The 20,987-nt window shown below is 37.4% G+C and carries 27 protein-coding genes; 3 read left to right on the plus strand and 24 right to left on the minus strand.

The genetic code is table 11. The annotated features are described in order from the left end of the window. Nucleotides 1–6: 6 nt before the first annotated feature. The 8 genes from atpE to AC6UD4_RS05200 all read right to left on the minus strand — a co-directional run bounded on the left by atpE (nt 7) and on the right by AC6UD4_RS05200 (nt 6,779). Nucleotides 7–219 (minus strand): F0F1 ATP synthase subunit C, encoded by a 213-nt coding sequence (gene atpE, locus AC6UD4_RS05165; protein WP_010021947.1) that lies wholly within the window; start codon nt 217–219, stop codon nt 7–9. A 20-nt stretch (nt 220–239) separates the two neighbouring features. After that, the gene (atpB, locus tag AC6UD4_RS05170; RefSeq protein ID WP_500694350.1) at nt 240–950 is read right to left on the minus strand and encodes a F0F1 ATP synthase subunit A; all 711 of its coding nucleotides are present in this window, start codon (nt 948–950) and stop codon (nt 240–242) included. A 298-nt stretch (nt 951–1,248) separates the two neighbouring features. Continuing rightward, nucleotides 1,249–1,881: a uracil phosphoribosyltransferase gene (upp, locus tag AC6UD4_RS05175; protein WP_500694349.1), complete on the minus strand. Its 633-nt coding sequence runs from the start codon at nt 1,879–1,881 to the stop codon at nt 1,249–1,251. A gap of 71 nt (nt 1,882–1,952) precedes the next feature. Further along, entirely contained in the window at nt 1,953–3,197 is a 1,245-nt protein-coding gene (gene glyA / locus AC6UD4_RS05180) for a serine hydroxymethyltransferase (protein WP_500694348.1), read from the minus strand. A gap of 36 nt (nt 3,198–3,233) precedes the next feature. Next, a complete protein-coding gene (locus AC6UD4_RS05185) occupies nt 3,234–4,247 on the minus strand; it encodes an L-threonylcarbamoyladenylate synthase (RefSeq protein WP_500694347.1) in 1,014 nt (337 codons plus the stop codon). Nucleotides 4,248–4,262: 15 nt separating this feature from the next. Further along, nucleotides 4,263–5,114, minus strand: coding sequence for a peptide chain release factor N(5)-glutamine methyltransferase (prmC, locus tag AC6UD4_RS05190; RefSeq protein WP_500694346.1), 852 nt, complete (start codon nt 5,112–5,114; stop codon nt 4,263–4,265). Then, on the minus strand, nt 5,098–6,186 hold the full coding sequence (gene prfA, locus AC6UD4_RS05195) for a peptide chain release factor 1 (protein WP_500694425.1): 1,089 nt from the start codon (nt 6,184–6,186) through the stop codon (nt 5,098–5,100). The genes prmC and prfA overlap by 17 nt, the downstream gene beginning before the upstream one ends. Before the next feature lie 20 nt (nt 6,187–6,206). Then, nucleotides 6,207–6,779, minus strand: a complete 573-nt coding sequence (locus tag AC6UD4_RS05200; RefSeq protein ID WP_500694424.1) for a thymidine kinase — start codon at nt 6,777–6,779, stop codon at nt 6,207–6,209. 230 nt (nt 6,780–7,009) lie between these two features. Between AC6UD4_RS05200 and AC6UD4_RS05205 the strand changes: the two genes are divergently transcribed. Beyond that, nucleotides 7,010–8,362 (plus strand): MurT ligase domain-containing protein, encoded by a 1,353-nt coding sequence (locus tag AC6UD4_RS05205; protein ID WP_500694345.1) that lies wholly within the window; start codon nt 7,010–7,012, stop codon nt 8,360–8,362. After that, the gene (locus tag AC6UD4_RS05210; protein WP_500694344.1) at nt 8,362–9,066 is read left to right on the plus strand and encodes a type 1 glutamine amidotransferase; all 705 of its coding nucleotides are present in this window, start codon (nt 8,362–8,364) and stop codon (nt 9,064–9,066) included. Before AC6UD4_RS05205 ends, AC6UD4_RS05210 begins: the two co-directional genes overlap by 1 nt. Before the next feature lie 39 nt (nt 9,067–9,105). Here AC6UD4_RS05210 and AC6UD4_RS05215 read toward each other — a convergent pair whose 3' ends face one another. Next, nucleotides 9,106–9,462 carry a DUF1516 family protein gene (locus AC6UD4_RS05215; protein ID WP_500694343.1) on the minus strand — a complete coding sequence of 119 codons (357 nt, stop codon included), beginning with the start codon at nt 9,460–9,462 and terminating at the stop codon, nt 9,106–9,108. A gap of 123 nt (nt 9,463–9,585) precedes the next feature. Between AC6UD4_RS05215 and AC6UD4_RS05220 the strand changes: the two genes are divergently transcribed. Beyond that, entirely contained in the window at nt 9,586–11,976 is a 2,391-nt protein-coding gene (locus AC6UD4_RS05220; RefSeq protein ID WP_500694423.1) for a Xaa-Pro dipeptidyl-peptidase, read from the plus strand. A gap of 43 nt (nt 11,977–12,019) precedes the next feature. Here the strand turns inward: AC6UD4_RS05220 and AC6UD4_RS05225 are convergent, their stop codons facing one another. The 15 genes from AC6UD4_RS05225 to AC6UD4_RS05295 all read right to left on the minus strand — a co-directional run bounded on the left by AC6UD4_RS05225 (nt 12,020) and on the right by AC6UD4_RS05295 (nt 20,987). Continuing rightward, nucleotides 12,020–13,024, minus strand: coding sequence for a serine hydrolase domain-containing protein (locus AC6UD4_RS05225; protein WP_500694342.1), 1,005 nt, complete (start codon nt 13,022–13,024; stop codon nt 12,020–12,022). Between the two features lie 74 nt (nt 13,025–13,098). After that, complete coding sequence (locus tag AC6UD4_RS05230; protein WP_500694341.1) at nt 13,099–14,121, minus strand: linear amide C-N hydrolase; 1,023 nt, start codon at nt 14,119–14,121, stop codon at nt 13,099–13,101. Nucleotides 14,122–14,361: 240 nt separating this feature from the next. Next, nucleotides 14,362–14,550 carry a hypothetical protein gene (locus AC6UD4_RS05235; RefSeq protein ID WP_500694573.1) on the minus strand — a complete coding sequence of 63 codons (189 nt, stop codon included), beginning with the start codon at nt 14,548–14,550 and terminating at the stop codon, nt 14,362–14,364. Next, on the minus strand, nt 14,550–14,696 hold the full coding sequence (locus AC6UD4_RS05240; RefSeq protein WP_500694572.1) for a hypothetical protein: 147 nt from the start codon (nt 14,694–14,696) through the stop codon (nt 14,550–14,552). The genes AC6UD4_RS05235 and AC6UD4_RS05240 overlap by 1 nt, the downstream gene beginning before the upstream one ends. A gap of 342 nt (nt 14,697–15,038) precedes the next feature. Beyond that, nucleotides 15,039–15,194, minus strand: a complete 156-nt coding sequence (locus AC6UD4_RS05245; RefSeq protein WP_500694571.1) for a hypothetical protein — start codon at nt 15,192–15,194, stop codon at nt 15,039–15,041. A 2-nt stretch (nt 15,195–15,196) separates the two neighbouring features. Further along, nucleotides 15,197–16,396, minus strand: a complete 1,200-nt coding sequence (locus AC6UD4_RS05250; RefSeq protein ID WP_500694570.1) for an Ntn hydrolase family protein — start codon at nt 16,394–16,396, stop codon at nt 15,197–15,199. Between the two features lie 92 nt (nt 16,397–16,488). Continuing rightward, nucleotides 16,489–17,424, minus strand: a complete 936-nt coding sequence (locus tag AC6UD4_RS05255; RefSeq protein ID WP_500694569.1) for an N-acetylmuramoyl-L-alanine amidase — start codon at nt 17,422–17,424, stop codon at nt 16,489–16,491. Then, a complete protein-coding gene (locus AC6UD4_RS05260) occupies nt 17,411–17,737 on the minus strand; it encodes a hypothetical protein (protein ID WP_500709637.1) in 327 nt (108 codons plus the stop codon). Before AC6UD4_RS05260 ends, AC6UD4_RS05255 begins: the two co-directional genes overlap by 14 nt. Nucleotides 17,738–17,834: 97 nt before the next feature. Next, nucleotides 17,835–18,176: a hypothetical protein gene (locus tag AC6UD4_RS05265; RefSeq protein WP_500694567.1), complete on the minus strand. Its 342-nt coding sequence runs from the start codon at nt 18,174–18,176 to the stop codon at nt 17,835–17,837. Continuing rightward, on the minus strand, nt 18,176–18,529 hold the full coding sequence (locus AC6UD4_RS05270) for a hypothetical protein (RefSeq protein ID WP_500694566.1): 354 nt from the start codon (nt 18,527–18,529) through the stop codon (nt 18,176–18,178). The genes AC6UD4_RS05265 and AC6UD4_RS05270 overlap by 1 nt, the downstream gene beginning before the upstream one ends. Nucleotides 18,530–18,602: 73 nt before the next feature. After that, entirely contained in the window at nt 18,603–18,761 is a 159-nt protein-coding gene (locus tag AC6UD4_RS05275; RefSeq protein ID WP_500694565.1) for an XkdX family protein, read from the minus strand. Continuing rightward, entirely contained in the window at nt 18,758–19,102 is a 345-nt protein-coding gene (locus tag AC6UD4_RS05280) for a hypothetical protein (RefSeq protein WP_500694564.1), read from the minus strand. Before AC6UD4_RS05280 ends, AC6UD4_RS05275 begins: the two co-directional genes overlap by 4 nt. Before the next feature lie 11 nt (nt 19,103–19,113). Beyond that, complete coding sequence (locus tag AC6UD4_RS05285; RefSeq protein ID WP_500706875.1) at nt 19,114–19,413, minus strand: hypothetical protein; 300 nt, start codon at nt 19,411–19,413, stop codon at nt 19,114–19,116. Nucleotides 19,414–19,475: 62 nt separating this feature from the next. Further along, on the minus strand, nt 19,476–20,309 hold the full coding sequence (locus tag AC6UD4_RS05290; RefSeq protein ID WP_500709638.1) for a hypothetical protein: 834 nt from the start codon (nt 20,307–20,309) through the stop codon (nt 19,476–19,478). A 3-nt stretch (nt 20,310–20,312) separates the two neighbouring features. Then, on the minus strand, nt 20,313–20,987 hold the full coding sequence (locus tag AC6UD4_RS05295; RefSeq protein WP_500694562.1) for a hypothetical protein: 675 nt from the start codon (nt 20,985–20,987) through the stop codon (nt 20,313–20,315).

Here is a 20,987-nt window from a genome sequence, read left to right on the forward strand (position 1 = left end):
TTTTCTCTATTTGTTCATAACCAAGAAGGCAACAACAAAGGCCAAGATGGGCATAACTTCAACTAAGGCAACACCAATGAACATATTAGTTCTAAGTGTTCCTGATAATTCTGGTTGGCGTGCCATACCTTCAAGCATCTTGGAAATAATTAAACCGTCACCAATTCCGGCACCAATAGCGGCACCACACATTGCGATTCCAGCAGCAATAGCTCCCATAATATAATCCTCCTATTTTCTTATTCCTCAATTGATAATTTTTGAGAAACATATACAGATGATAATGTTACAAATACATAGGCTTGAATACAGCCAATAAACACTGAGAATCCTTGCCATGCTAACTCAAGTGGGGCAGCGACTGGAATCAGCCACAATCCATTTGAAAATGCTAAATTAGCAATTATCCCGGCCAACAATTCACCAGCAAAGATATTCCCATAAACACGAATTCCAAGTGTTAAGAAGTTCGTAAGCTCCTCAAGCAGGTTGATCGGTAGGAACAAGAAGACAGGTTGTAAGAATCCCTTAAAGTGTCCCTTATAACCTAGTTTCTCAACACCACAATACATAGCAAATGTCAGAGACATTAATGAGAACGTCAAAGCGACGATTGGATCGGCCGTAGGACTCTTGACATAGACAATATTACCTACCTGAATATGCAAGAACAAACCAAGTAAGTTAGCTATTAAGATGAAATAGAATAGCGTAAATGCCCATAGTCCATAATTCTTAGGCGCATCATTACCAATCGTTGACTTTATAATTCCATTTGTAAAATCAATCATGTACTCCAATAAATTCTGTTTCCCCTTTGGTTTCAACTGCAGGTTTCTCGAGCAGACGAATATAAAAGCGAACAAAACAACAGCCACAATCACACCAGAAATCATATTGCTGACGTTGAAAGTAAGACCTAAAAATTGAAAAGTACGAGTTGGCTCCACAGATATCACCTCTTTTCGCAACTATTATCACTCGCAATAAAAAACGTGCCATAAAAAGTAGTTGAATAATTGCGATTCTATATTCAAACAAGTCAAAAGCTCACTTATTCAAATCTGATGAAATAATACCACCATTTCAGGCAAATTTCAAAGCTATAAAGCACCAAAAATTCTAATTTTATAGTCTTTATAACAATTACTTCACAATTGAAATTGGTAAAACTTAAACCCGGCCTTTACGTAAAGCAATCTAACAAAAAAGTGGGAGTTCACTAACTCTCACTTAAAATTATTATTTCTATTTTGTTCCAAACAAACGGTCACCAGCATCTCCCAACCCAGGAACGATGTAACCATGATCAAGATGATCGTCAAGTGCAGCGGCATAAATGTCAACTTCTGGTTCAGCTTTTTGAACCGCTTTAACTCCCTCAGGAGCGGCAACTAGACAAACAAACTTAATGTTCTTGGGATTAGCGCCGTGTTTCTTTAATGCATCGAGCGCCATGATTGCAGATCCACCCGTAGCAAGCATTGGATCAACAACGAAGATCTGCCTCTCACCAATATCACTTGGCAACTTTAAAAAGTATTCGTGGGGCTGAAAGGTTTTTTCATCACGATACATCCCGATATGACCAACTTTGGCTGTAGGAATTAGATCAAGTACCCCATCTACCATTCCAATTCCAGCCCTCAGAATTGGCACAACAGCAACTTTTTTACCAGCTAATTTCTTAGCGTGCGCAGTTCCTTCAGGTGTCTCAACTTCAACGTCTTTAAGTGGCATATCACGAGCAACTTCAAAAACCATCAAACTAGCAATTTCATTAACGACTTCTCTAAACTCACGTGTCCCACAATTCTTATCTCTAATAATGCTTAATTTATGTTGGATCAACGGATGATCCATTACGTGAAACTCGCCCATAACGCACTCTCCTCTTCGTATTATATTTATACCTATTATAACACAAGGAATACCAAAAAATTTCTAGCTCCTTATCGTGTAATTGGGTTTTCTTTACACAATTTGGATACGTCACTCTTGATTTGAGCCAAAACATCGGGTTGATCGTAATTGTCAATGGCTTTAATAATTAAATCAGCAACTTTCTTTGAATCATTCTCATCAAACCCTCTTGAAGTGATCGCGGGAGTCCCAATTCGTAGTCCACTAGTTAAAGTTGGTTTCAACTTTTCATTTGGAATTGCTTCCTTGTTAGTGGTAATCATTAATGAATCCAACATGTCTTGAGCTTGTTTACCATTTAAACCGGTATCAGTCAGATCAACGGTCATTAAATGATTATCAGTTCCACCAGAAACTACTCGTAAATGTTCGGAATTATTGAACTCGTCAGCCATGGCATTCGCATTTTTAAGAATTTGCTTGGAATAAGTAACAAAATCGGGTTGTAAATCTTCATGAAAGGCAACCGCCTTAGCAGCAATTACTTGTTCTAAAGGACCACCTTGGGTCCCAGGAAAAACAGCCGATTTAATCTTTTTGGCGTACTTATCTTGGCTTAAAATCATTCCACCACGAGGGCCACGCAAGGTTTTATGCGTTGTAGTTGTCACTACATCGGCAATTCCTACCGGACTAGGATGTAACCCGGTTGCGACCAACCCGGCAATGTGAGCCATATCTACCATTAAGTAGGCGCCCACACTATCAGCAATCTCTCTAAATTTCTGCCAATCAATGATTCGACTATAGGCAGATGCACCAGCTACGATAATTTGCGGTTTTACTTCTTCTGCAATTGTTTGAATATGATCGTAATCAAGTTGCTCAGTCTCTGGATTAACTCCATAAGTGAACGACTGATAAATCTTACCAGAAAAGTTGACCTTAGCACCATGTGACAAGTGTCCACCGGCATTTAGGTCCATTCCAAGGATCTTATCTCCTGGCTTTAAGAAAGCAGCATATGCAGCTTGATTAGCTTGAGAACCAGAATGAGGTTGCACGTTTACATACTCAGCACCAAATAACTTTTTTGCTCGTTCAATGGCCAGCGTCTCCACTTTATCAACATACTCACAGCCACCGTAATAACGATGACCAGGATAGCCTTCCGCATATTTATTGGTTAAAACGGAGCCCTGGGCGGCTCGAACACCCTTTGAAGCAATGTTCTCGGATGCAATCAATTCAATTGTGTCCTCTTGACGCTTTTTTTCACCGTGAATGGCATCCCAAAGTTCAGGATCCATCTTTTCATACTCTTTGTCTGACATGATATCTACCTCATTTCACTATTTGAATTAAGTATACTATTCAAAGTGCTTTTGTCCTGCGGATTTGTTTAAGCGGTTCATGTAAGCCTCCCCTAATTCAGTTGGGGTAAATCCCTGTGTCAAGATATTATCAACACCATCTTCTGAATCAAATTGACGAAGTCCGGCAAATAGTAAATGACTGGCCGTATTAATATCACTTCCAAGACTGTAAGTTTCTGCATTGTTTGGCCAGTCAACTGCATCAATTACATCGTCAGTTGCCATAACTCCCACAGTCCCATCTTGTTTTTTAATCCAATCAGCCGCTCGCTTCCAGTCATCTTTATGGTCAACAATTTGAACCTGAGCATCTGGGGCATAATGACGATACTTCATTCCAGGAGCCTTTGGAACCTGATCCGCACTAACATGGTGAACGGCATCGTCAACTGGGCCTACGACCTTTTCAATCTGGTCAACGGTAACTGCACCTGGACGCAAGATTGCTGGCTTCCCCGTTGACATATCAATAACCGTCGATTCAACCCCAAAGTCAGTGGCACCGTCGTCTAAAATCCCCGCAATTTTACCATTTAAATCATGATAAACGTGCTTTGCAAGGGTCGGACTGGGTTTGCCAGACGTATTTGCTGATGGACCTACTAATGGAACACCAGCGGCTTTAATCAAATTTAGAGTTGACTGTTTATCAGGATTTCGAAAAGCAGCGGTATCAAGTCCACCAGTAACTTCTTTAGCAAGTGCACCCCTTTTTAACTTTAAGATGATTGTCAATGGACCTGGCCAAAACGTTTTCATTAATCTTTTTACTTCTTCGTCTAACGGTTGAGCATACTTCTCAACCGTCTCAACATCAGCAACGTGAACGATTAATGGGTTATCACTTGGACGTCCCTTAGCTTTATAAACCTTTTTAACCGCTGAGACATTAGTAGCATCGGCCCCTAGTCCGTAAACTGTTTCGGTGGGAAAAGAAACGAGGTTCCCCTTCTTAAGTTCTTCTGCGGCCGCATCAATCTGATCCGGCGTAAATATCTTTGTATCCATTTTAAAAATTCTCCTTTATTTCATTTTAATCATTCGATCACGCATTGCCATGTCCTTTCGGAGACGAACCGACCGCCTTTTATTATCATTCATCAAAATCTTTTGAACCGGATCTCCCTGTCTAAAGCCAATTTCTAAATAAAGAGAGCCATCCCCCTCTAAATGAGCATCAACATCACGCGAAATTCTCTGATAGATTGAAAGTCCATTATTATCAGCAAATAAAGCCTGACGTGGTTCATATTTTAAGACACTTTCATCCATATACTTAATCTCATTTTGACCCACATATGGTGGATTAGAGACAATCAGGTCAAATTTTTGTTCACTAAAAGCGCCAAATAGGTCACTCTGAACAAAATTAATTTCGGTGTGATTTGACGTTGCATTTTTTTGAGCAATTTTTAATGCATTAAGTGAAATATCAGAACCAGTTACTTTCCAACTTGGGCGTTGCTTTTTTAATGAAACCGCAATGGCACCACTACCAGTTCCAACATCCAATACGTTAATAGGATGATCATCGTAATCATTTAAGATCCATTCCACTAATTCTTCCGTTTCAGGCCTTGGAATCAAAACACTGGGATTAACTTGAAACGTGTATCCATAAAAATTAGCAGTTCCAATTACATATTGCAGTGGCTCATGATTTAGAACCCGTTCTATCATTTCAATAAATTTAGCTTCCTGATCATCAGACAAATTAAACCGATAATTCATCAGCAAATCCGTCAAATTCCATCCCATCAAAGACCTCATCACCTGGCGTCCTTGATCAGGATCCAAACTTTCTTGCTCCAGACGCAAAGAAGCCCATTTAAGGGCTTCAAAAACAGTTGCATTATTTCTAAGCTTCTGAGTCATTCAATTTCTCCAATTTTTTAGCTTGATCAGAAACAATTAATGCATCAATGATGTCATCTAAGTCACCATCCATGATTTTGTCTAGCTTGTTCAAGGTCAATCCAATTCGATGGTCAGTAACTCGATTTTGAGGATAGTTATAAGTCCGGATTCGTTCAGAACGGTCACCCGTTCCAATGGCATCTTTCCGTTTCTCATCGTACTCATTCTGTTCTTTTTGTTTGTAGTAGTCATAGACACGCGCTTTTAAAACCCGCATTGCCTTAGCACGGTTTTGTTGTTGAGAACGCTCATCTTGCATTGCAACCACAATCCCAGTTGGGAGGTGGGTCATTCGGACGGCTGATGAAGTTTTGTTAATATGTTGACCACCAGCACCAGAGGAGCGATAGACATCCGTTCGAATATCGCCTGGATCAATGTCAATGTCCACATCTTCTTCCTCAGGCATTACACCAACGGTAGCTGTGGAAGTGTGAACTCGTCCAGCCGATTCTGTCGAAGGAATTCGTTGTACTCGGTGAGCACCATTTTCGTACTTTAACTTGGAATAGACTTTATCACCAGTGATCATTAAAACAATCTCTTTAAAACCACCAACTTCAGTATCAGTTTCATCGATCACTTCAATCTTCCATCCCTGCCGTTCAGCATACTTGGTGTACATGTTATACAAGTCCGCTGCAAACAAACTGGCCTCATCTCCACCAGCTGCTCCACGAATTTCCATGATAATATTTTTCTCGTCATTAGGATCCTTAGGAATCAACAACAACTTCATTTGATCTTCAAGTTGCGTTTTCTGATCCTTTAAATCACTAATCTCGGATTTGACCATGTCTTCCATTTCGCTATCAAGTTTCTCTCTTAACATGGTCTCATCATCATCTAATTGTTTACTAATCTTTTTATACTTATTGTAAGTTTCAACCGTTTCTCTGAGACTGCCCTCTTCTTTTGAGAGTTTCATGAATTTCTGGGTGTCAGCAATCACTTCTGGATCACTGATTAGTTCGTTTAATTCATCATATCTGTCAGAAACGGATTGTAATTTATCAAAAATTTTATCCATATCGGCTTCAGCCATTCTTATTACTCCTTATTCTTTTGTGCTTCAATCGGAGGATTGAAATAATGATAACGACAAACAGGATAATATGACTCGTTACCACCCATAAAGATCTGCTCGCCCTCGTAAACGGGCTTCCCATCATGGACTCTTAGGTTCATAATGGCTTTCTTTTCACAAAACCAACAAATCGTTTTCATTTCTTCAATCTTATCCGCATACAATAGTAAATACTTCGATCCCTCAAACAATTTATTTTGAAAATCGTTTTTAAGTCCAAATGCCATGACCGGAATATGTAATTGATCAACCACTTCGGTTAATTCGAAGATGTGATGTTTATTTAAAAACTGGGCTTCATCAACTAACACACAACTAATGGGTTCATCGCGCTTTTCAATTTCATCTTTTACCATTTTAAATACGTTTGAATCGGAATTAATTGAAAGGGCCTTACGGGTGAACCCAATCCGAGAAGCAATGGTCCCCTTCTTTTCCCTGGTATCAACACCACTTGTCATCAAAATAACTGATTTACCCTGTTCCTCATAGTTATAAGCGACTTTAATAATTTCGATTGATTTTCCACTGTTCATTGCTCCGTAACGAAAGAATAGTTGTGCCAAGCTATCACCTTTTCTCTATTTTCACTAACTTTTTCATTATATCGAATTTACCACTTTTTCGCATCCAAATTCAAAATTTGTTCTACCATTTGAATAATTGCTTTTTCTTAAATTAGTTACTATTCTTACTTATAAGCGTAATTTTATGATAGAATTATTTTAATTGTGCAAAACTAATCATTTCTAAGGGAGAACTCATTATGTCATTTCAGAGTAGAATTGCCACCATGGCTGGTAAGTCATCTTACTGGTTCCTGCATAATTTTTTGCACCGTGGTAGCTCATTACCAGGAAAAATAACCACTGCAATTGATCCCAATATTTTAAAGACGCTGGGTAAAAATTACGATGTGATTATTGTGTCAGGAACGAACGGTAAAACTTTGACTACCGCACTGATCGTTCAAGTCCTAAAGGAAGAATATGATCAAATTCTGACTAATCCAACTGGATCTAACATGACTCAGGGAATTGTCTCAACCTTTTTACAAGCAAAGCATCCCAAATATGGTGAAAATCCAATTGCAGTCTTAGAAGTTGACGAGGCCAACGTAAAACCGGTTGTTAAGGCCATCAAACCAAAGATGTTTGTTTTGACTAATATCTTCCGTGACCAACTGGATCGTTATGGTGAGATTTACACTACCTACCAAAAAATCTTAAATGGGATCTTACTAGCTCCAGAGGCCTTAGTGGTTGCAAACGGTGATTCCGCCATTTTTAACTCTAAAAAAATGCCAAATCAACAAGTGTTCTATGGCTTTCAAGATCAACCAGCTGATAAAGACATCAAGGCAGCTCCCAACACGGATGGGGTCCTTTGTCCCGTTTGTTCACACATTATGCACTACCATTACATCACTTACGGAAATTTAGGTGACTATTTCTGCCCCAACTGCGGTTTCCATCGCCCAGAACTAGATTACAAAGTCACCAAAGTGGTGGACGAAACCCCTACTAGTTCGACCTTCGACATTGATGGAAATCAGTATTCGATTGACGTCGGTGGGACGTACAATATTTACAATGCCCTAGCTGCTTATGCGGCCGGTCGACAAATGGGAGTTCGTCCTGATCAAATTAAACACGCTTTTGAAACCAACAAACGACTCTTTGGCCGACAAGAAGAAATCAAAGTTGGTGACAAGGAAGTAACCATTGTGTTAGTTAAAAATCCAGTTGGACTTAACCAAGTCATTGATATGATTTCTCATGAAAAAGAACCATTTTCGTTTGTCTTTCTTGAAAATGCTAACTATGCTGACGGAATTGACACGAGTTGGATCTGGGATGGCGACTTTGAACGTCTGCCAAAGATGAACATTAAAAAATTCATTTCAGGTGGTGAACGATACAAAGACATTACTTTCAGGCTAAAGGTTGCTGGGGTTCATGACGACAATCACATCATTGAACCAAACATTGAAAAAGTCTTAGAACAAATTAAACAGCTCCCCACTAAAAAGGTTTACGTTTTGGCCACTTACACGGCTATGCTTCAATTCAGACACTTACTAGCACAAAAGGGATTCATTAAAGGAGGAATGGACTAATGACAAAAACCATTCGAGTGGCTCACTTATATGGTGACTTAATGAATACTTACGGTGATATTGGGAACATTTTGTCGTTACGATATTACGCTAAACAGATTGGCGTTGAGGTCACCTCAAACGTTGTTAGTTTAGAAGAAGGGTTCAACGCTGACGATTATGATTTCATGGTTTTCGGTGGTGGACAAGACTTTGAACAAACCATTGTTTCAAAAGACATTCAAACCAAGAAAGATGAAATTAAACGTTTCATTGAACAAGGCAAGCCTGTTATTGCAATTTGTGGTGGCTTCCAGTTACTTGGAAACTACTACGTTGCAGCTAATGGCGAAAAGCTTCCTGGCATTGGTGCCCTTGATCACTACACGGATGCAATGAAAGACAATCGTTTCATTGGAAACATTGAAATTCAAAACGAACAAACCAAGGAAAAATACCATGGTTTTGAAAACCACGCTGGAGTGACCTACTTAGGACCAAGTGAACGAGCACTGGGAAAAGTCATTAAGGGACATGGGAACAACGGAAAAGATGGAACTGAGGGTGCCATTTACAAAAATACCGTCTGTACCTACTTTCATGGCCCTATTTTAGCCCGAAACGGTAACTTGGCTAAGCGTATGATGTTTAATGCCCTTGAAAAGAAGTATCCCGATACTGATTTTTCGGGTGATACGAAAAAAGTAAAAGTTGAATCATTCTAAAATTAAAGCACTACCGATTAATTGGTAGTGCTTCTTTTTTTACATAAAATGAATAAACGGTCGACCGCCTGCTAGAAGCAATCCAAGAATCGCCACCACTATAATTGCAATCACGGTCATCCACAAAAACCATCCTGAAAGTTTCTGTTGTGATTTAAAGGCAAACGCCATCTCAATCAGACCAATCAATAGTAACGCGCAAACAACCTTGATAATCGTCAAGACTGGATCACGTCCCCATGCAAATGGGATCAGAAAAATTCCTGAAATAATTAAAATCACATAACAGAGTCTGGCAATCATCGTCATGACTTTAAAATGCCAGTTCGAAAAAAGAGCGATACAAACCACAATAAAAAGAACCAACCACGTTAATAAATGAATCCAAATTAGCATAATAACACTTCCCCATTTAGATTAACTCCATTATACACAATCCATAAGGACTTTTAGTCATAATTCGTTAACACCGTTCTTTGGTTATGGCATAATTACTGAAAAGAGGGAGTGGTGGATGACATGAAAAATAATCAGTTCGCACAAATACCAGTTAACCTTAACACCGCTAAACGGGAGTTAGCCCAAGTTGGCTTTAATCCAACCGAAATCGAAAATTCTAAAACCGTTCCAGAAGCATTTTTGAAATTACTTAGTAAAACGCTTATTAACGTAAACAATAAAAGTGGTCAAATGGAGCAATTGAATAATCGACTAGCGACTCCAGATAAACGACTTGGCGATTATTTGCAAAATAATGGTGAAGTCAACCAACGGGTTTTCTACCTAGTTGCCCTCCAACTGCTTGAATTTCAAGCAGACGTCGACTTTCATGTTGATGAACCACTGAAAGCAATGAAAAAAATTAACTTGAAGTACCTCAATAAACCTGATAAGTGGGACATAGACGACTTACTTCAAGCTTGGTACCTTCTACTAACCACCCATAACAAGACTGGTCAAACCTACCTTGATCACTTAGCAAACCAGGGATTCTTTAAGGGATTTCCAAAAGATAAGCCCCTCTTCTTTAATGGCAAAGCGCAGGCTATTTTTGAACCAGAAGACCTCATTTATGAGACAGTCTACGTTGAAACCGACACTGATTCTGATAAGGACGGAAAAGCTGATCTAATCAAAGCTGAGATCACCCGTCCCAAAACTAGTTTCAAGCTAGGAACTCTTTATACGGCTAGTCCGTACGACCAAGGGACAAACGATGCGTTTGGAGACCAAATCACTCATGATGTAAACAAACCAATTATTCGAAAAGAACCAGATGATACCATTTATTCTGACATTATGTATGAAGAACAACCCCAAAAGTTTAGTACTAGAACGCCAAAAGGTTTTTCCGATGAAGCCATTGAGAGACACGTTGCAAAGCCCGGTTATACTTTAAATGACTACTTCTTAATGCGGGGATATGCAGTGGTTTATTCAGCTGGTATTGGAACCAAAGATTCTGACGGAATTCAGACGTGCGGTTCTCCCGAACAAACCGATTCAACAGTTGCGGTGATTGAATGGCTCAATCATAAACGGCGGGCATTCACCAACCGCACGGACAACATCGAGATCAAAGCTGACTGGTCCAATGGTAATGTAGCAATGACCGGACGGTCCTACCTAGGAACCCTTGCCAATGCTGCAGCAACCACTGGAGTGAACGGCCTTAAAACCATTATTTCAGAAGCCGCCATCTCTTCTTGGTACGATTATTATCGTGAAAATGGCCTTGTAATGGCTCCCGGCGGATTTCAGGGAGAAGACGCTGACGTTTTAGCGGCTGAGACATTCAGTAGAAGTCTCAATCCTGGTGATAATTTCCAGATCCGGCCCTTCTTTGATCGCTACTTATCAATTATGCAAAAACAGATGGACCGTACTACCGGAAATTACAACGAATTTTGGGACGAAAGAAACTATCGAAACAATGTTAAAAACATTAAAGCCGATGTCTTGCTTGTGCAGGGCTTAAACGACTGGAATGTTAAACCAGTCAACGCAGCTAAACTATGGCAAGGAATCAGGTCTCTTCCAATCAATCAAAAGATTATCCTTCACCAAGGTCAACACATTTACATCAACGCCTTTCGTTCGTTTGATTTCAACGATATCGTCAACATGTGGATTTCACATGAGTTATATGGGATTGAGAATAACATAATGAACCAAATCCCAAATATGATTGTGCAAGACAACGTCAAGCCGGAAACGTGGAACAAAAAGAATAACTGGCTTGATAATCATAGTAAAAAATACTACTTAAATGATGAAAAACTAAGCAAAACTTCAAACAAAGGCCAACTTAAATACCAAGACCAGTTGGATTTGTCGCGATTTAAGGCATACTGTTCTCATCCAACACGGTGGGAAAAAGACTTACTTGATTCAAACAGTTCATTAAAAGGACACCGTTTGATCTTTAAGACAATATCTTTTAGTGAAGATCAAATCATTTCGGGATTTAGTACCCTTCATCTACGCATCGCCACGTCTAAGAACGTCGGACTCTTGTCAGCCCAATTGGTCGATTATGGGGACGCTAAAAGATTGAATGTTACCCCTACCATTCTTGAGCCCAAGGGAATTCTACTAGGACACAAATGGTACACGGATGATCTACGGGAATTCACTTTAAATAAGCATTCAACACCAAATAAAATGATTTCGTTTGGACATATGAACCTTCAGAATCGCCATTCTGCTTATCAAAACGATCAATTGGTCCCAAACCGATTTTATGATATTGACTTAACTTTACAACCAACCTTCTACCACCTTCCAGCTGGCAGAAAACTTGGACTAGTACTATACGGAACTGACTTTCAGATGACTCAGCGCGGGAATCAAGAGATTGAGTACACGATTGATTTGGAAAACAGTCATCTTAAAGTTCCTTATAAATAAGAAAAACACGTTTGTCTTAAATTAAAGCAAACGTGTTTTTAATCTAATTAAATAATTCATCAAGATAGGTGTTAATTAAGTCATTTCGATCTTCCATGAAATGATCACTTAAGTGAGGGTGAACCCGATTAGACAAAAAGACAAAGCCACTCTTTTGGTCCCGATTGAGTACGATTACCACCCCTGTGTAACCGGACTGCCAAATGTACGGATGACCTTCGTAATCAGCTAAAGCCCATCCAAATGACCGGGTGCCATCTTCCATCGGCGTCTGATCGGTATACAATTCATCAAACGTCTCATTATTAAAGATGCTACTACGACTATTAACCTGAAGCATCCACTGGGCAAAACGAGACAAGTCATTTAAAGTACTAAACATCCCAGCTGAACCACAATCATCGCCCAAGATTTGCGCCTTCGGGTCATGAACTTCACCCTGCAAATTAGTACGGGTTTCTTCATTGTATGTAGTGGGAACAGAACGTTGCACTTCTGGGTGAAAAGTCGTGTCATTTAAACCAAGTGGTTTTAGGACCATTTGCGTAATCAGTGGTTGAATAGGAATTCCCATTACCAACCCAGCAATCCATCCTAAGAAAATATAGTTCACGTCTTCGTATTTCATTTGCTTGTTAAAATCATCACCTACATGAAGGCCTAAGAGTGCCTCACGAAGCTGATTGATATTCATCTGATTTCGATTGGGAATGTACCCTTCAATTCCAGAAGTATGGGTCAACAAATGACGAATTGTAACCTCCGGATACTTCCATTCTGGTAAATAGTCAGAAACAGAATCATCTAGGTGAATCCGTCCATCTTGAAGTAATCGCATGATAACTGGCAGGGTCCCGACCACTTTGGTCAAAGAAGCAATGTCGTAAACGTCGTTTGGTCCAACGGCTTCTTTCGTTGGCTCCACTTGCTTTAATCCCATCTCATCGCTTTCAACGTTCATCCCAGTGATAAACGAAAATGCCGCACCTGGGATACTCTGGTTTTCAATCATTTGTTTAATCTTAGCTTTTGTCTTTGAAAAATTCATTTTTATTCTCCTAATAACCTCAATTATACCAATTTCTCTAAAAATTAAGAGAGCAAATTGCCTCCAGATTGAATTTACTGAGGCTCATTAACTTTCCACGTCTGATCAACGTCAAATTTCTCAATTTCAGTGCGGTTAGGATCAAGAGTAGCACGGGTCATCGTCGGACAGCTTGGTGTTTGTAAATATAAGGTCCTGTTTTTAACATCATAACCAACCCAATACTGAGTAGAATCACATTGTTGCGGCAAATCAGGATTTCGACTGATACCCTTTGGAACGATGAATGGCTTAAAGCAATTGTATAAAGTGCTTATTCCTTCAGCATCGGAAAATTCATCAATGTTTTTCGAGATAAAAGTTGCCCGAATAAACCGCGATGGTGAAGAATAATCTCCTGGAATCCCAAACATTCCATATCCAGTACCACCTTCAATTGGATTAACCGGAAATTTTCCACCAATCTTAGTCGGCTTCTGATTATAAGCATTTAACGAAACGTAATTTCTAAGGTTAGTAGTATGAAATGAATATTGTGGACTATTGGTCATCACTCCAATACTATCGTATATTTTAAATCTACCATTGTCCGTCGCTTCAAGCACAATGGAATTCCCGTTTTCATCAGAAAAGGTGTAATGAAGATGAAGCTTACCAGCTTTTCCATGAAAAACATAAGGTTTATCAATCAATCCAGTGGCCTTAGCGAGTTTTCTGATGTCATCAAGCGTTGCACATTGAGTTAAAACATATGTCCCAAATTCCTCACCAAAAACTGGTGTTAGATTACGAGCTTTTAAATCTGTTTCACTTCCATGAGTGGTTTCCAGAAGAACCTGAAGATCTCCGGTGATTCCTTTTTCGTTGATACCATCAAACAGAAGACTTCCTTCGTCAGGGCCAATCCCCATAACCGCATACTTGCTACGCCAGTTTTTTAATTCTGACTGAATTATCTGATTTGCGGGAATATTTACGATTTTAGTTGAGACAGCTGCTTTTTCGTTAGGGGAATCAAAAAGTGGAACCATAAAGTCCATCGTACGGCCCCAAAACGGATGACCATCTGTAGATTTAATAATAATTGAAGTGCACATATCCAAATCCTCCTCATATTTATTTATAAAAAATTTTATTTATAAAAAATGCCCTCAAACATAATTATGTTTGAGGGCATTATCATATTTGAATTACCCGTATGGTCATAAATACCATATTTATTCACTGTTTATAACTATTCAAACGCTAATTATCTAAATAAAAGTAGCATTAAAATGAATAAAAGTAAAACTCATGAGACCAAATGTGAGACCAAACCAATATCAATTTTTATTAATTCATTTAGTTATTTTAAGTTCTTCTTTTCTATTTTCTATAAGTTCTTCTAATTTGTTTAACATCTCTAAATCAGTTTCTTTTTTGATAAAGTTTTTTGTGATTGATCGTTTATTTAAATACTGCTTACGCTTTTTATTTCTTTCGTCCCACTTTTTATTAGCACGTTTTCTTGAATCAGAAATTGGCATTATGCAATCCACCACACAATCAAAATTATAAACAAAACAATTACAAATACCAATAATCCAAATTCGACCAATTCTTTAATGCTCTTTGGTTTATGAGCTTCAAATTTAACAGTTAAGTGTTTACCAAATTTCTTTTTTAGTTCCATTTTAATTACCTCCCTGTTATAATAAAAATGTAGTAAGGGACGAGGGCTAGTCGCCCCTTAAATGAATTACCACTTAAAAACGATTGTTAAAGTCACGATTACTAAGTTTATTTGAACGGTGAACTCAGTGGTTTGTGGCTTTTTCATTTTCAAATGAGGCAATTTCATCACCTCCCTTACTACAATTAATACTATACACTCATATTAGTACAATGTAAATAGTTTTTTTAAATTAATTTAACTTTTTTCTGCATATTTCTTTCGAATTCTAAACCTGTCTGAATTCACCAAATTTAGAATGCAAAATAGAAGGCCCACTTCAATTAAGAAGTGGGCCTTTGCTTACTTACTTATTTTTATTTTATTAATATTCTGTTTGTTAGAATCTACTATAATTTTTTCCATATTTTGATTAATGATCTTTTGTTTTTCCTTTGATAATAAAGTGTTTTGAGGATACTCATTAACTTCAAATTCTTTTTTTAAATTATTAGTCATTACTATTTTCTCCTTTTCAAATATCCTTCATTCATTTCAGGGTTAAAATACTTTTTTCTTTTAATCCAAACTGGTCCATCGCTTAGTGAAATGACTAGCACATCAATAGGACCACCAACAGTTTGTACGTCCCCAGAAAACTTTCTTTTAAAAGAAGTTAAACTTACGAATGTTTCAGCCATACTACCAAGTTCACCCAATGATAAATTACTTAACATATTAATTATAGGTCCAGAAATATTTGATTTACTATACTCATTAAATAGTTTATTGTTTTGCTCAAAAATACTTTCAATACTTTTCTTAGAATCATTACCTACTATATTTATTAACTCATTTTCTAACGACGTTAGTTGCTGAAGCCTGAAAGAATTTAACTGAGGATCAATACCAGCCATTATTGTATGAACCATTTCTTGTTGCGCAAATGGAATTAAAGCAGACTTACCATTACGTGCTGTTTCATTTTTGGCTTCTTTATATTTTATTTCTCCCTTATAAATACCATCTATATCTAACTGAATTAAATTAGGAAAGATTTCTTTATTTCCATAACCTGCAAATACTAATCCAGTTTCCGATACAGAAAAGATTTCACTAGAAATAAATTCATACAATTTATGTTGAAAAGTTTTAATTGTTTCATCAGAAAAGTTATTATTATTATAATATTGATTTAAAAAACTATTAACATATTCCCTTGTAGAAGCTAAAAAATCTTTTTCATCCAAATTAAAAAAAGATTTCTTATGTTTGCCAAAGTCAATACTACTTTCAATACTACTTAATGCACTTAAAAACATACTTTCGAAGTTTTTATTTTGATTATTATTATTTCTAATTTCCCTATTTATTACATTATTTATTACATTCAAAATATCAATCATATAATTATGAACTATAATATTGTCGTCCCAATTAATATCAATATTTTTAATAAAATCAATAAATTTTTCTTTATATTCATTTAAAGTATTAAGAGTGTGATTTTCCAGTTCTTGTCTAAATCTCTTAATTAAAACACCCCATGGAATTCCAGAAAATTCTGCATTTCCATATATCATTATTCCAACATATTGTTCACTATCAAGTGTAAATAACTTCGTAGCATTATTATAAGTTTTGTTTCCACCAATTGTAACTGCACTATCTGCTGCAAGAGCAATTCCATTTGGATTCATAACACAAATTTCTGCTGTCATAACAATCATTCCTTTTCAAGTCATTATACTATAATAACAAACAATTCAATACTAAAAAAGCCTCACTACTTTTCAGTAGTGAGGCTTAATTTTTATCTAAATGTTCCCCAAGCAGCTTGGCCAATAGGTCGAACTGGACAGTAAAGAGTTTTGCCATTGTATCCAGTGTAAACAACCCATACGTAGCCATTTTGTACTACATAACCATAGTATCTAATGCTTGTGTAAGCTGGTAGTCTACCTGATCTAGTTGCGCTTGCAGATGGTGCATAGTGAACGTTGATTGGCTGATTACCATTGGTAAACGTTGCATTTTCTGAATGGAAACCAGAGTTAGTTGCTCGTGGTTTTTGAACCGGTTTGTTTTGACGTTGAGGTTGTGGTGTGTAAGTTGGAGTACTTACATTTCCAACGCCATACTTAACGTCGTGAGCAAATTGAGCTGGTGTAATACCCATTTGTGACAAGTAACCATATGGGTCAGTGTGGTCACCCCAAATATGATTGCTAATCCAGTTATGTGACTTAACGCCAACATATCCATCAGAGTCGGTATCTAGAGGGATGCCGTACTTTTGTGCACTTTCTCGAAGTAGATTAATGTATGTTGCATAGTTTACTTTGAAGTCTTGTGCGTTGTAAGTTCGCGCTAACTCAATTTGGACTGGTGCATTAGCATTTGCCCATGAGCCAGCTCCCCAAGCTTGATAACCAGGTTGACCAATTTGGTAGATATTGCCAGGTTGACCAGCATTGTTATTACCGACAATATATTGAACGTAAGCACCATTTGAATACCACGTTCTCTTTTCAAAAGCGGCATTATTTTGTGCAGTAGCTTCACCACCGGTTTCATGTGCAACGATAATCTTGTTGTTAGTACGATATGGTGAGCCTTCATTGCCAGTCAACTGATACTGATAATTGATGTTAGCAGCATGAGCATTTGGCAAATTTACTGCAAATAAAAAGCTCGCTGACAAAGCAGCAAGCCCGGTAGCAATGTATTTAATTTTATTTTTTCTCATTAACATCTTGAATCTCCTTTTTTTCATCTTTTTTTGCGATTCCATTTTTAGGATCTTCAGGAACATCGGTTTGGTCGTCAATAATTCCGAGTGTTGCACCAATAGCAAATACGGTAGTTATTAACTTGGCTAAATCGTCCCAATGAATAGGATTAGTAACGCCTAACATCGTACAAATAATCGCCCCAGCTACATAAACACCACAAACAAACGTGACGCAAGACCGCATGTTAAAGTGGTTATCATTATTCATTAATTTTGTCTTTTTTAAAACATCACAAATATTTTTCCAAATATTTTTTAGTTTATCCATAATTCCCTCCTATGATTAACATTTCTTTCCACCGCCTTTTCCAGACTTACTTGATTTTCCCTTTGACAGAACAATCACCTCCTTTCAATGTCCGTAGTTATCTGTTTTGTTGCGTATGTGATATTTTCTTATTCGAAATCCTGTTAATCTTGTCGTTGAGTTCCCTGATGTCTTGCTCAAACTTTGCAATCTGCGCGTCTTTATTTTGAATAACTAGTCTCAATTCGTTGTTCTCCCTTTCTAACTTATTTGCCCGTTTTTCGGCATTGTTAGCACGCTCCCATAGTTGTGGGGTATTTTTCATGTAACTCATTTCTAAATTAGCATTGATTTTATTGTCATTGCTTTTGCTTGATTGCTTGCTAGCCCAGTAAGCTAAGACTCCAGAAGCAATGCCAGAAACAAGCCCAATTATGCTAACGATGATTTTTTCGCTCATTAGTCACCACCGCCAATCAGTTCGACGAATAAATTGGCGATTAAAAATAAAATAAGAATAGACGAAAGGTGCAACGGAATTCCTGGCGCATTCATGTCATGCCAGAAAAAGATGATGAAATACGCTACCCAGATTCCCAACATTGAAGATAGACAAAGTCGATGCCAGTTTCTCGCGCGATTGCCAGTAATTCCCACAGCAAAAGCAAAGCTGCCAATGATAACAAGTAGTACAGAAATTAGAGGATCCTGTGCATGGGCTAAGACATGTGCAAAGATATCTTGCTCATCTTCAAAGATTCCTTTAATGACTAATAGATAAATTCCAAGTGACATCGTTTCAAGCCCTGCCATAGTCACAAATCTATTTTCCTTAACTTGCTTCCACATCTTCCCATCTCCTTTCTTCCCAAAATAAAAACGCCAACTAATTAGTTGACGTCTTTTTATATGTGGCAAAATCCTTGCCAGTAATATCTTTAAACTCTTCAGCAGTAATCTTTCCATCTACTGCGTTGTGATAAATGAAATCATCTTCCAAATAACCCCAAGAGTAGACCATTTTCAAGTAAGCATAAGTGCTCATTGCTTTTGACCTCCTTGCATGATTTGAACCGTTAATTCACTAATGGCCATTTGAACTTGGCTGTTTAGCTTTTCTTGTTTTAAATCATTTTGATTGTCGTTAGTATTAGATACTTCTAAGGCTTTTACTTTATTAGAAATGTCTTCTAAGCTCATGATTGGCAAATTGTCAGGTGACAAAAGTGCATTATCAACAACACGATAGGAAAAGAAAAAGCTACCAAAATTTGATAGCTCATTTTGCGGTATTAATATTTTTTGCCAATCTTGATGGTCTCGTGGTTGAGTTTTAGAAACCTGCGTAACAAATCCATCTTTATCTGTTAGTACAAAATAGTACATATGATCATCTCCTATTCATCTTGTGCTGGAATAGTAATTTGTTGTAGCTCAATATTATAATTTTTTGATGTTCCATTATCACTTCTAACATCAGTAATCCATTCACAAATCATGTTATCTCCCTTGATATCCAAATGTGCTATTCCCTGATATCCATTGTCTCCTCGAACGTTCACATCAAAACTTGTGTTGAAATGATTGAAAGCGTCAATTCCAGAATAAAAAACAGGCTGCTTCGTAACAAAGTCTCCCCAGTTTAATCCGTAAATTGATTTAAAATAGAGAACACCATTTTGAATTTTATAATCCATATTAAGAGTTGCATCACCAAATCTCGTATGTTTGTTAATCCAACCAAATGTTTCTAGGTTAGCTAATGCCCCCCCAATTTATACCAATTACCCCATTTTCCAGTAGCTTCATCAAAATTAATAACACTCTCATTGTATCCAAAATACAATTGCTTTCTGGTTTGTCTTCCATCCAACACAACTAGAAAGCCAAATGGTGCATTATCATAAGGTGGCATACCAGCACAAGCATTCCCAATTCCTAAAGCTACGGTATGAATACCCAAACTTGTATAATTTTGAAAATTATCATTTGGATTTGTAATGTCAGACAACATGCTTAATGAAGTGCTTTTTCTGGCATAATTTTTTGCAACTGAATTCAAAGCGGTTTCTAACGTTTGGCTTGAAGAAGTATCAATCTCTGCTTCAACTCGTTTTAAGTCTGATTGCGTAGCAAAAATGTCTGAGGATGATGTGAATGTGACGTTGTCAGTGGCACTAATACTGATTTTGAATGTGTATAGCAATCCTGAGGGATGTTTACCATCGCTGTTTGGAATCAAATAGTCTGGATGATCAGCACACTCGACAGCAAATAGAATCTCTTTTCCATCTTTATTTTTGGCATAAATTCCATAAGTCTTAACGTACAGACCATTACTCATACCTGAGTTATTAACATATCCGCGAACGTTGGTTTCATCACTTCCATTATTTTGATAGGTACTAGCATTTGAAACTAATTCCTTTGGTGAAATGTCGGCTAAGGCTTTAATCTGATCGTCTTTTTGATTGGAATTATCCATTGATGAAAAAACAATTCGTGAATAAGTAATACTATCTTGACCACCATTCACTTTACCTAATAATTCAGTACCAGCGTTTGTTAAAATACTTTGATTAAAAGTTGGCATTTTTTATTCTCCTTTAAATTTGTATTTACTTGAAATTGACTTAACAAAGACGTGTGCGTTTGTGCTTTCGTTGTATTCAAAGTTTGGCTCGCGTTCATTAAATGCATCGTGTGATGAACTCGTTGCATAGTAAATCGTTTGACTAGCTGACTTGGTATAACGAACATCTGACAACTTATATTCAGGTGGTAACATGTTTTGAATTGATTCAACCAAAATACGTCGCTTAGTTTCTTCTTTATTTCCAGAAACAAAATCAAATGGAATATCAGTGATTTCAAGTTCTTCAGGATTTTCGGTTGGTAAGAAATCAAACATATTTATTGGAATATCAAGTACAAAAGAAATCATCTTTTTCAATTCGTTGGTCGTTGAACCAGTAATGTTTTGCATAATCTGAATACGAATCTCAAAGCGCAAGAACTCGTCGTCATCATCAATTCGTTGGATTCCATATTCTTTGGCAATCAAGTCTAACTGCTTGCCTTGTGCATATGAAAGTTGACGGCATTTATAAACATCTAATAATCCATTCTTGCTATAAACGGCTAAATCTCCAATGATATTTAATAATCGTTGGTTATTGCTATCTGGCCGTTGTTCAAGAATGGACGGGAAGGCATGAAGAACTTCGCTTTTGATGGTCTTATCTGATAAGTCTGTATCAGTGTTGAACAT

It is taken from the genome of Fructilactobacillus sp. X3R5C2 (assembly GCF_059901175.1).

Bases quoted from the DNA above. Each gene is read 5' to 3' on its own strand.
- glyA (WP_500694348.1), bottom strand. From the start codon at position 3,197: ATGTCAGACAAAGAGTATGAAAAGATGGATCCTGAACTTTGGGATGCC.
- AC6UD4_RS05265 (WP_500694567.1), bottom strand. From the start codon at position 18,176: ATGAGCGAAAAAATCATCGTTAGCATAATTGGGCTTGTTTCTGGCATT.
- atpE (WP_010021947.1), bottom strand. From the start codon at position 219: ATGGGAGCTATTGCTGCTGGAATCGCAATGTGTGGTGCCGCTATTGGT.
- AC6UD4_RS05210 (WP_500694344.1), top strand. From the start codon at position 8,362: ATGACAAAAACCATTCGAGTGGCTCACTTATATGGTGACTTAATGAAT.
- AC6UD4_RS05290 (WP_500709638.1), bottom strand. From the start codon at position 20,309: ATGCCAACTTTTAATCAAAGTATTTTAACAAACGCTGGTACTGAATTA.
- AC6UD4_RS05245 (WP_500694571.1), bottom strand. From the start codon at position 15,194: ATGACTAATAATTTAAAAAAAGAATTTGAAGTTAATGAGTATCCTCAA.
- AC6UD4_RS05260 (WP_500709637.1), bottom strand. From the start codon at position 17,737: ATGGATAAACTAAAAAATATTTGGAAAAATATTTGTGATGTTTTAAAA.
- AC6UD4_RS05225 (WP_500694342.1), bottom strand. From the start codon at position 13,024: ATGAATTTTTCAAAGACAAAAGCTAAGATTAAACAAATGATTGAAAAC.
- AC6UD4_RS05235 (WP_500694573.1), bottom strand. From the start codon at position 14,550: ATGCCAATTTCTGATTCAAGAAAACGTGCTAATAAAAAGTGGGACGAA.
- AC6UD4_RS05220 (WP_500694423.1), top strand. From the start codon at position 9,586: ATGAAAAATAATCAGTTCGCACAAATACCAGTTAACCTTAACACCGCT.
- AC6UD4_RS05280 (WP_500694564.1), bottom strand. From the start codon at position 19,102: ATGTACTATTTTGTACTAACAGATAAAGATGGATTTGTTACGCAGGTT.
- AC6UD4_RS05240 (WP_500694572.1), bottom strand. From the start codon at position 14,696: ATGGAACTAAAAAAGAAATTTGGTAAACACTTAACTGTTAAATTTGAA.
- AC6UD4_RS05205 (WP_500694345.1), top strand. From the start codon at position 7,010: ATGTCATTTCAGAGTAGAATTGCCACCATGGCTGGTAAGTCATCTTAC.
- prmC (WP_500694346.1), bottom strand. From the start codon at position 5,114: ATGACTCAGAAGCTTAGAAATAATGCAACTGTTTTTGAAGCCCTTAAA.
- upp (WP_500694349.1), bottom strand. From the start codon at position 1,881: ATGGGCGAGTTTCACGTAATGGATCATCCGTTGATCCAACATAAATTA.
- prfA (WP_500694425.1), bottom strand. From the start codon at position 6,186: ATGGATAAAATTTTTGATAAATTACAATCCGTTTCTGACAGATATGAT.
- AC6UD4_RS05230 (WP_500694341.1), bottom strand. From the start codon at position 14,121: ATGTGCACTTCAATTATTATTAAATCTACAGATGGTCATCCGTTTTGG.
- AC6UD4_RS05255 (WP_500694569.1), bottom strand. From the start codon at position 17,424: ATGAGAAAAAATAAAATTAAATACATTGCTACCGGGCTTGCTGCTTTG.
- AC6UD4_RS05215 (WP_500694343.1), bottom strand. From the start codon at position 9,462: ATGCTAATTTGGATTCATTTATTAACGTGGTTGGTTCTTTTTATTGTG.
- AC6UD4_RS05295 (WP_500694562.1), bottom strand. From the start codon at position 20,987: ATGTTCAACACTGATACAGACTTATCAGATAAGACCATCAAAAGCGAA.
- AC6UD4_RS05270 (WP_500694566.1), bottom strand. From the start codon at position 18,529: ATGGCAGGGCTTGAAACGATGTCACTTGGAATTTATCTATTAGTCATT.
- AC6UD4_RS05285 (WP_500706875.1), bottom strand. From the start codon at position 19,413: ATGGATTATAAAATTCAAAATGGTGTTCTCTATTTTAAATCAATTTAC.
- AC6UD4_RS05250 (WP_500694570.1), bottom strand. From the start codon at position 16,396: ATGACAGCAGAAATTTGTGTTATGAATCCAAATGGAATTGCTCTTGCA.
- AC6UD4_RS05200 (WP_500694424.1), bottom strand. From the start codon at position 6,779: ATGAACAGTGGAAAATCAATCGAAATTATTAAAGTCGCTTATAACTAT.
- AC6UD4_RS05185 (WP_500694347.1), bottom strand. From the start codon at position 4,247: ATGGATACAAAGATATTTACGCCGGATCAGATTGATGCGGCCGCAGAA.
- AC6UD4_RS05275 (WP_500694565.1), bottom strand. From the start codon at position 18,761: ATGAGCACTTATGCTTACTTGAAAATGGTCTACTCTTGGGGTTATTTG.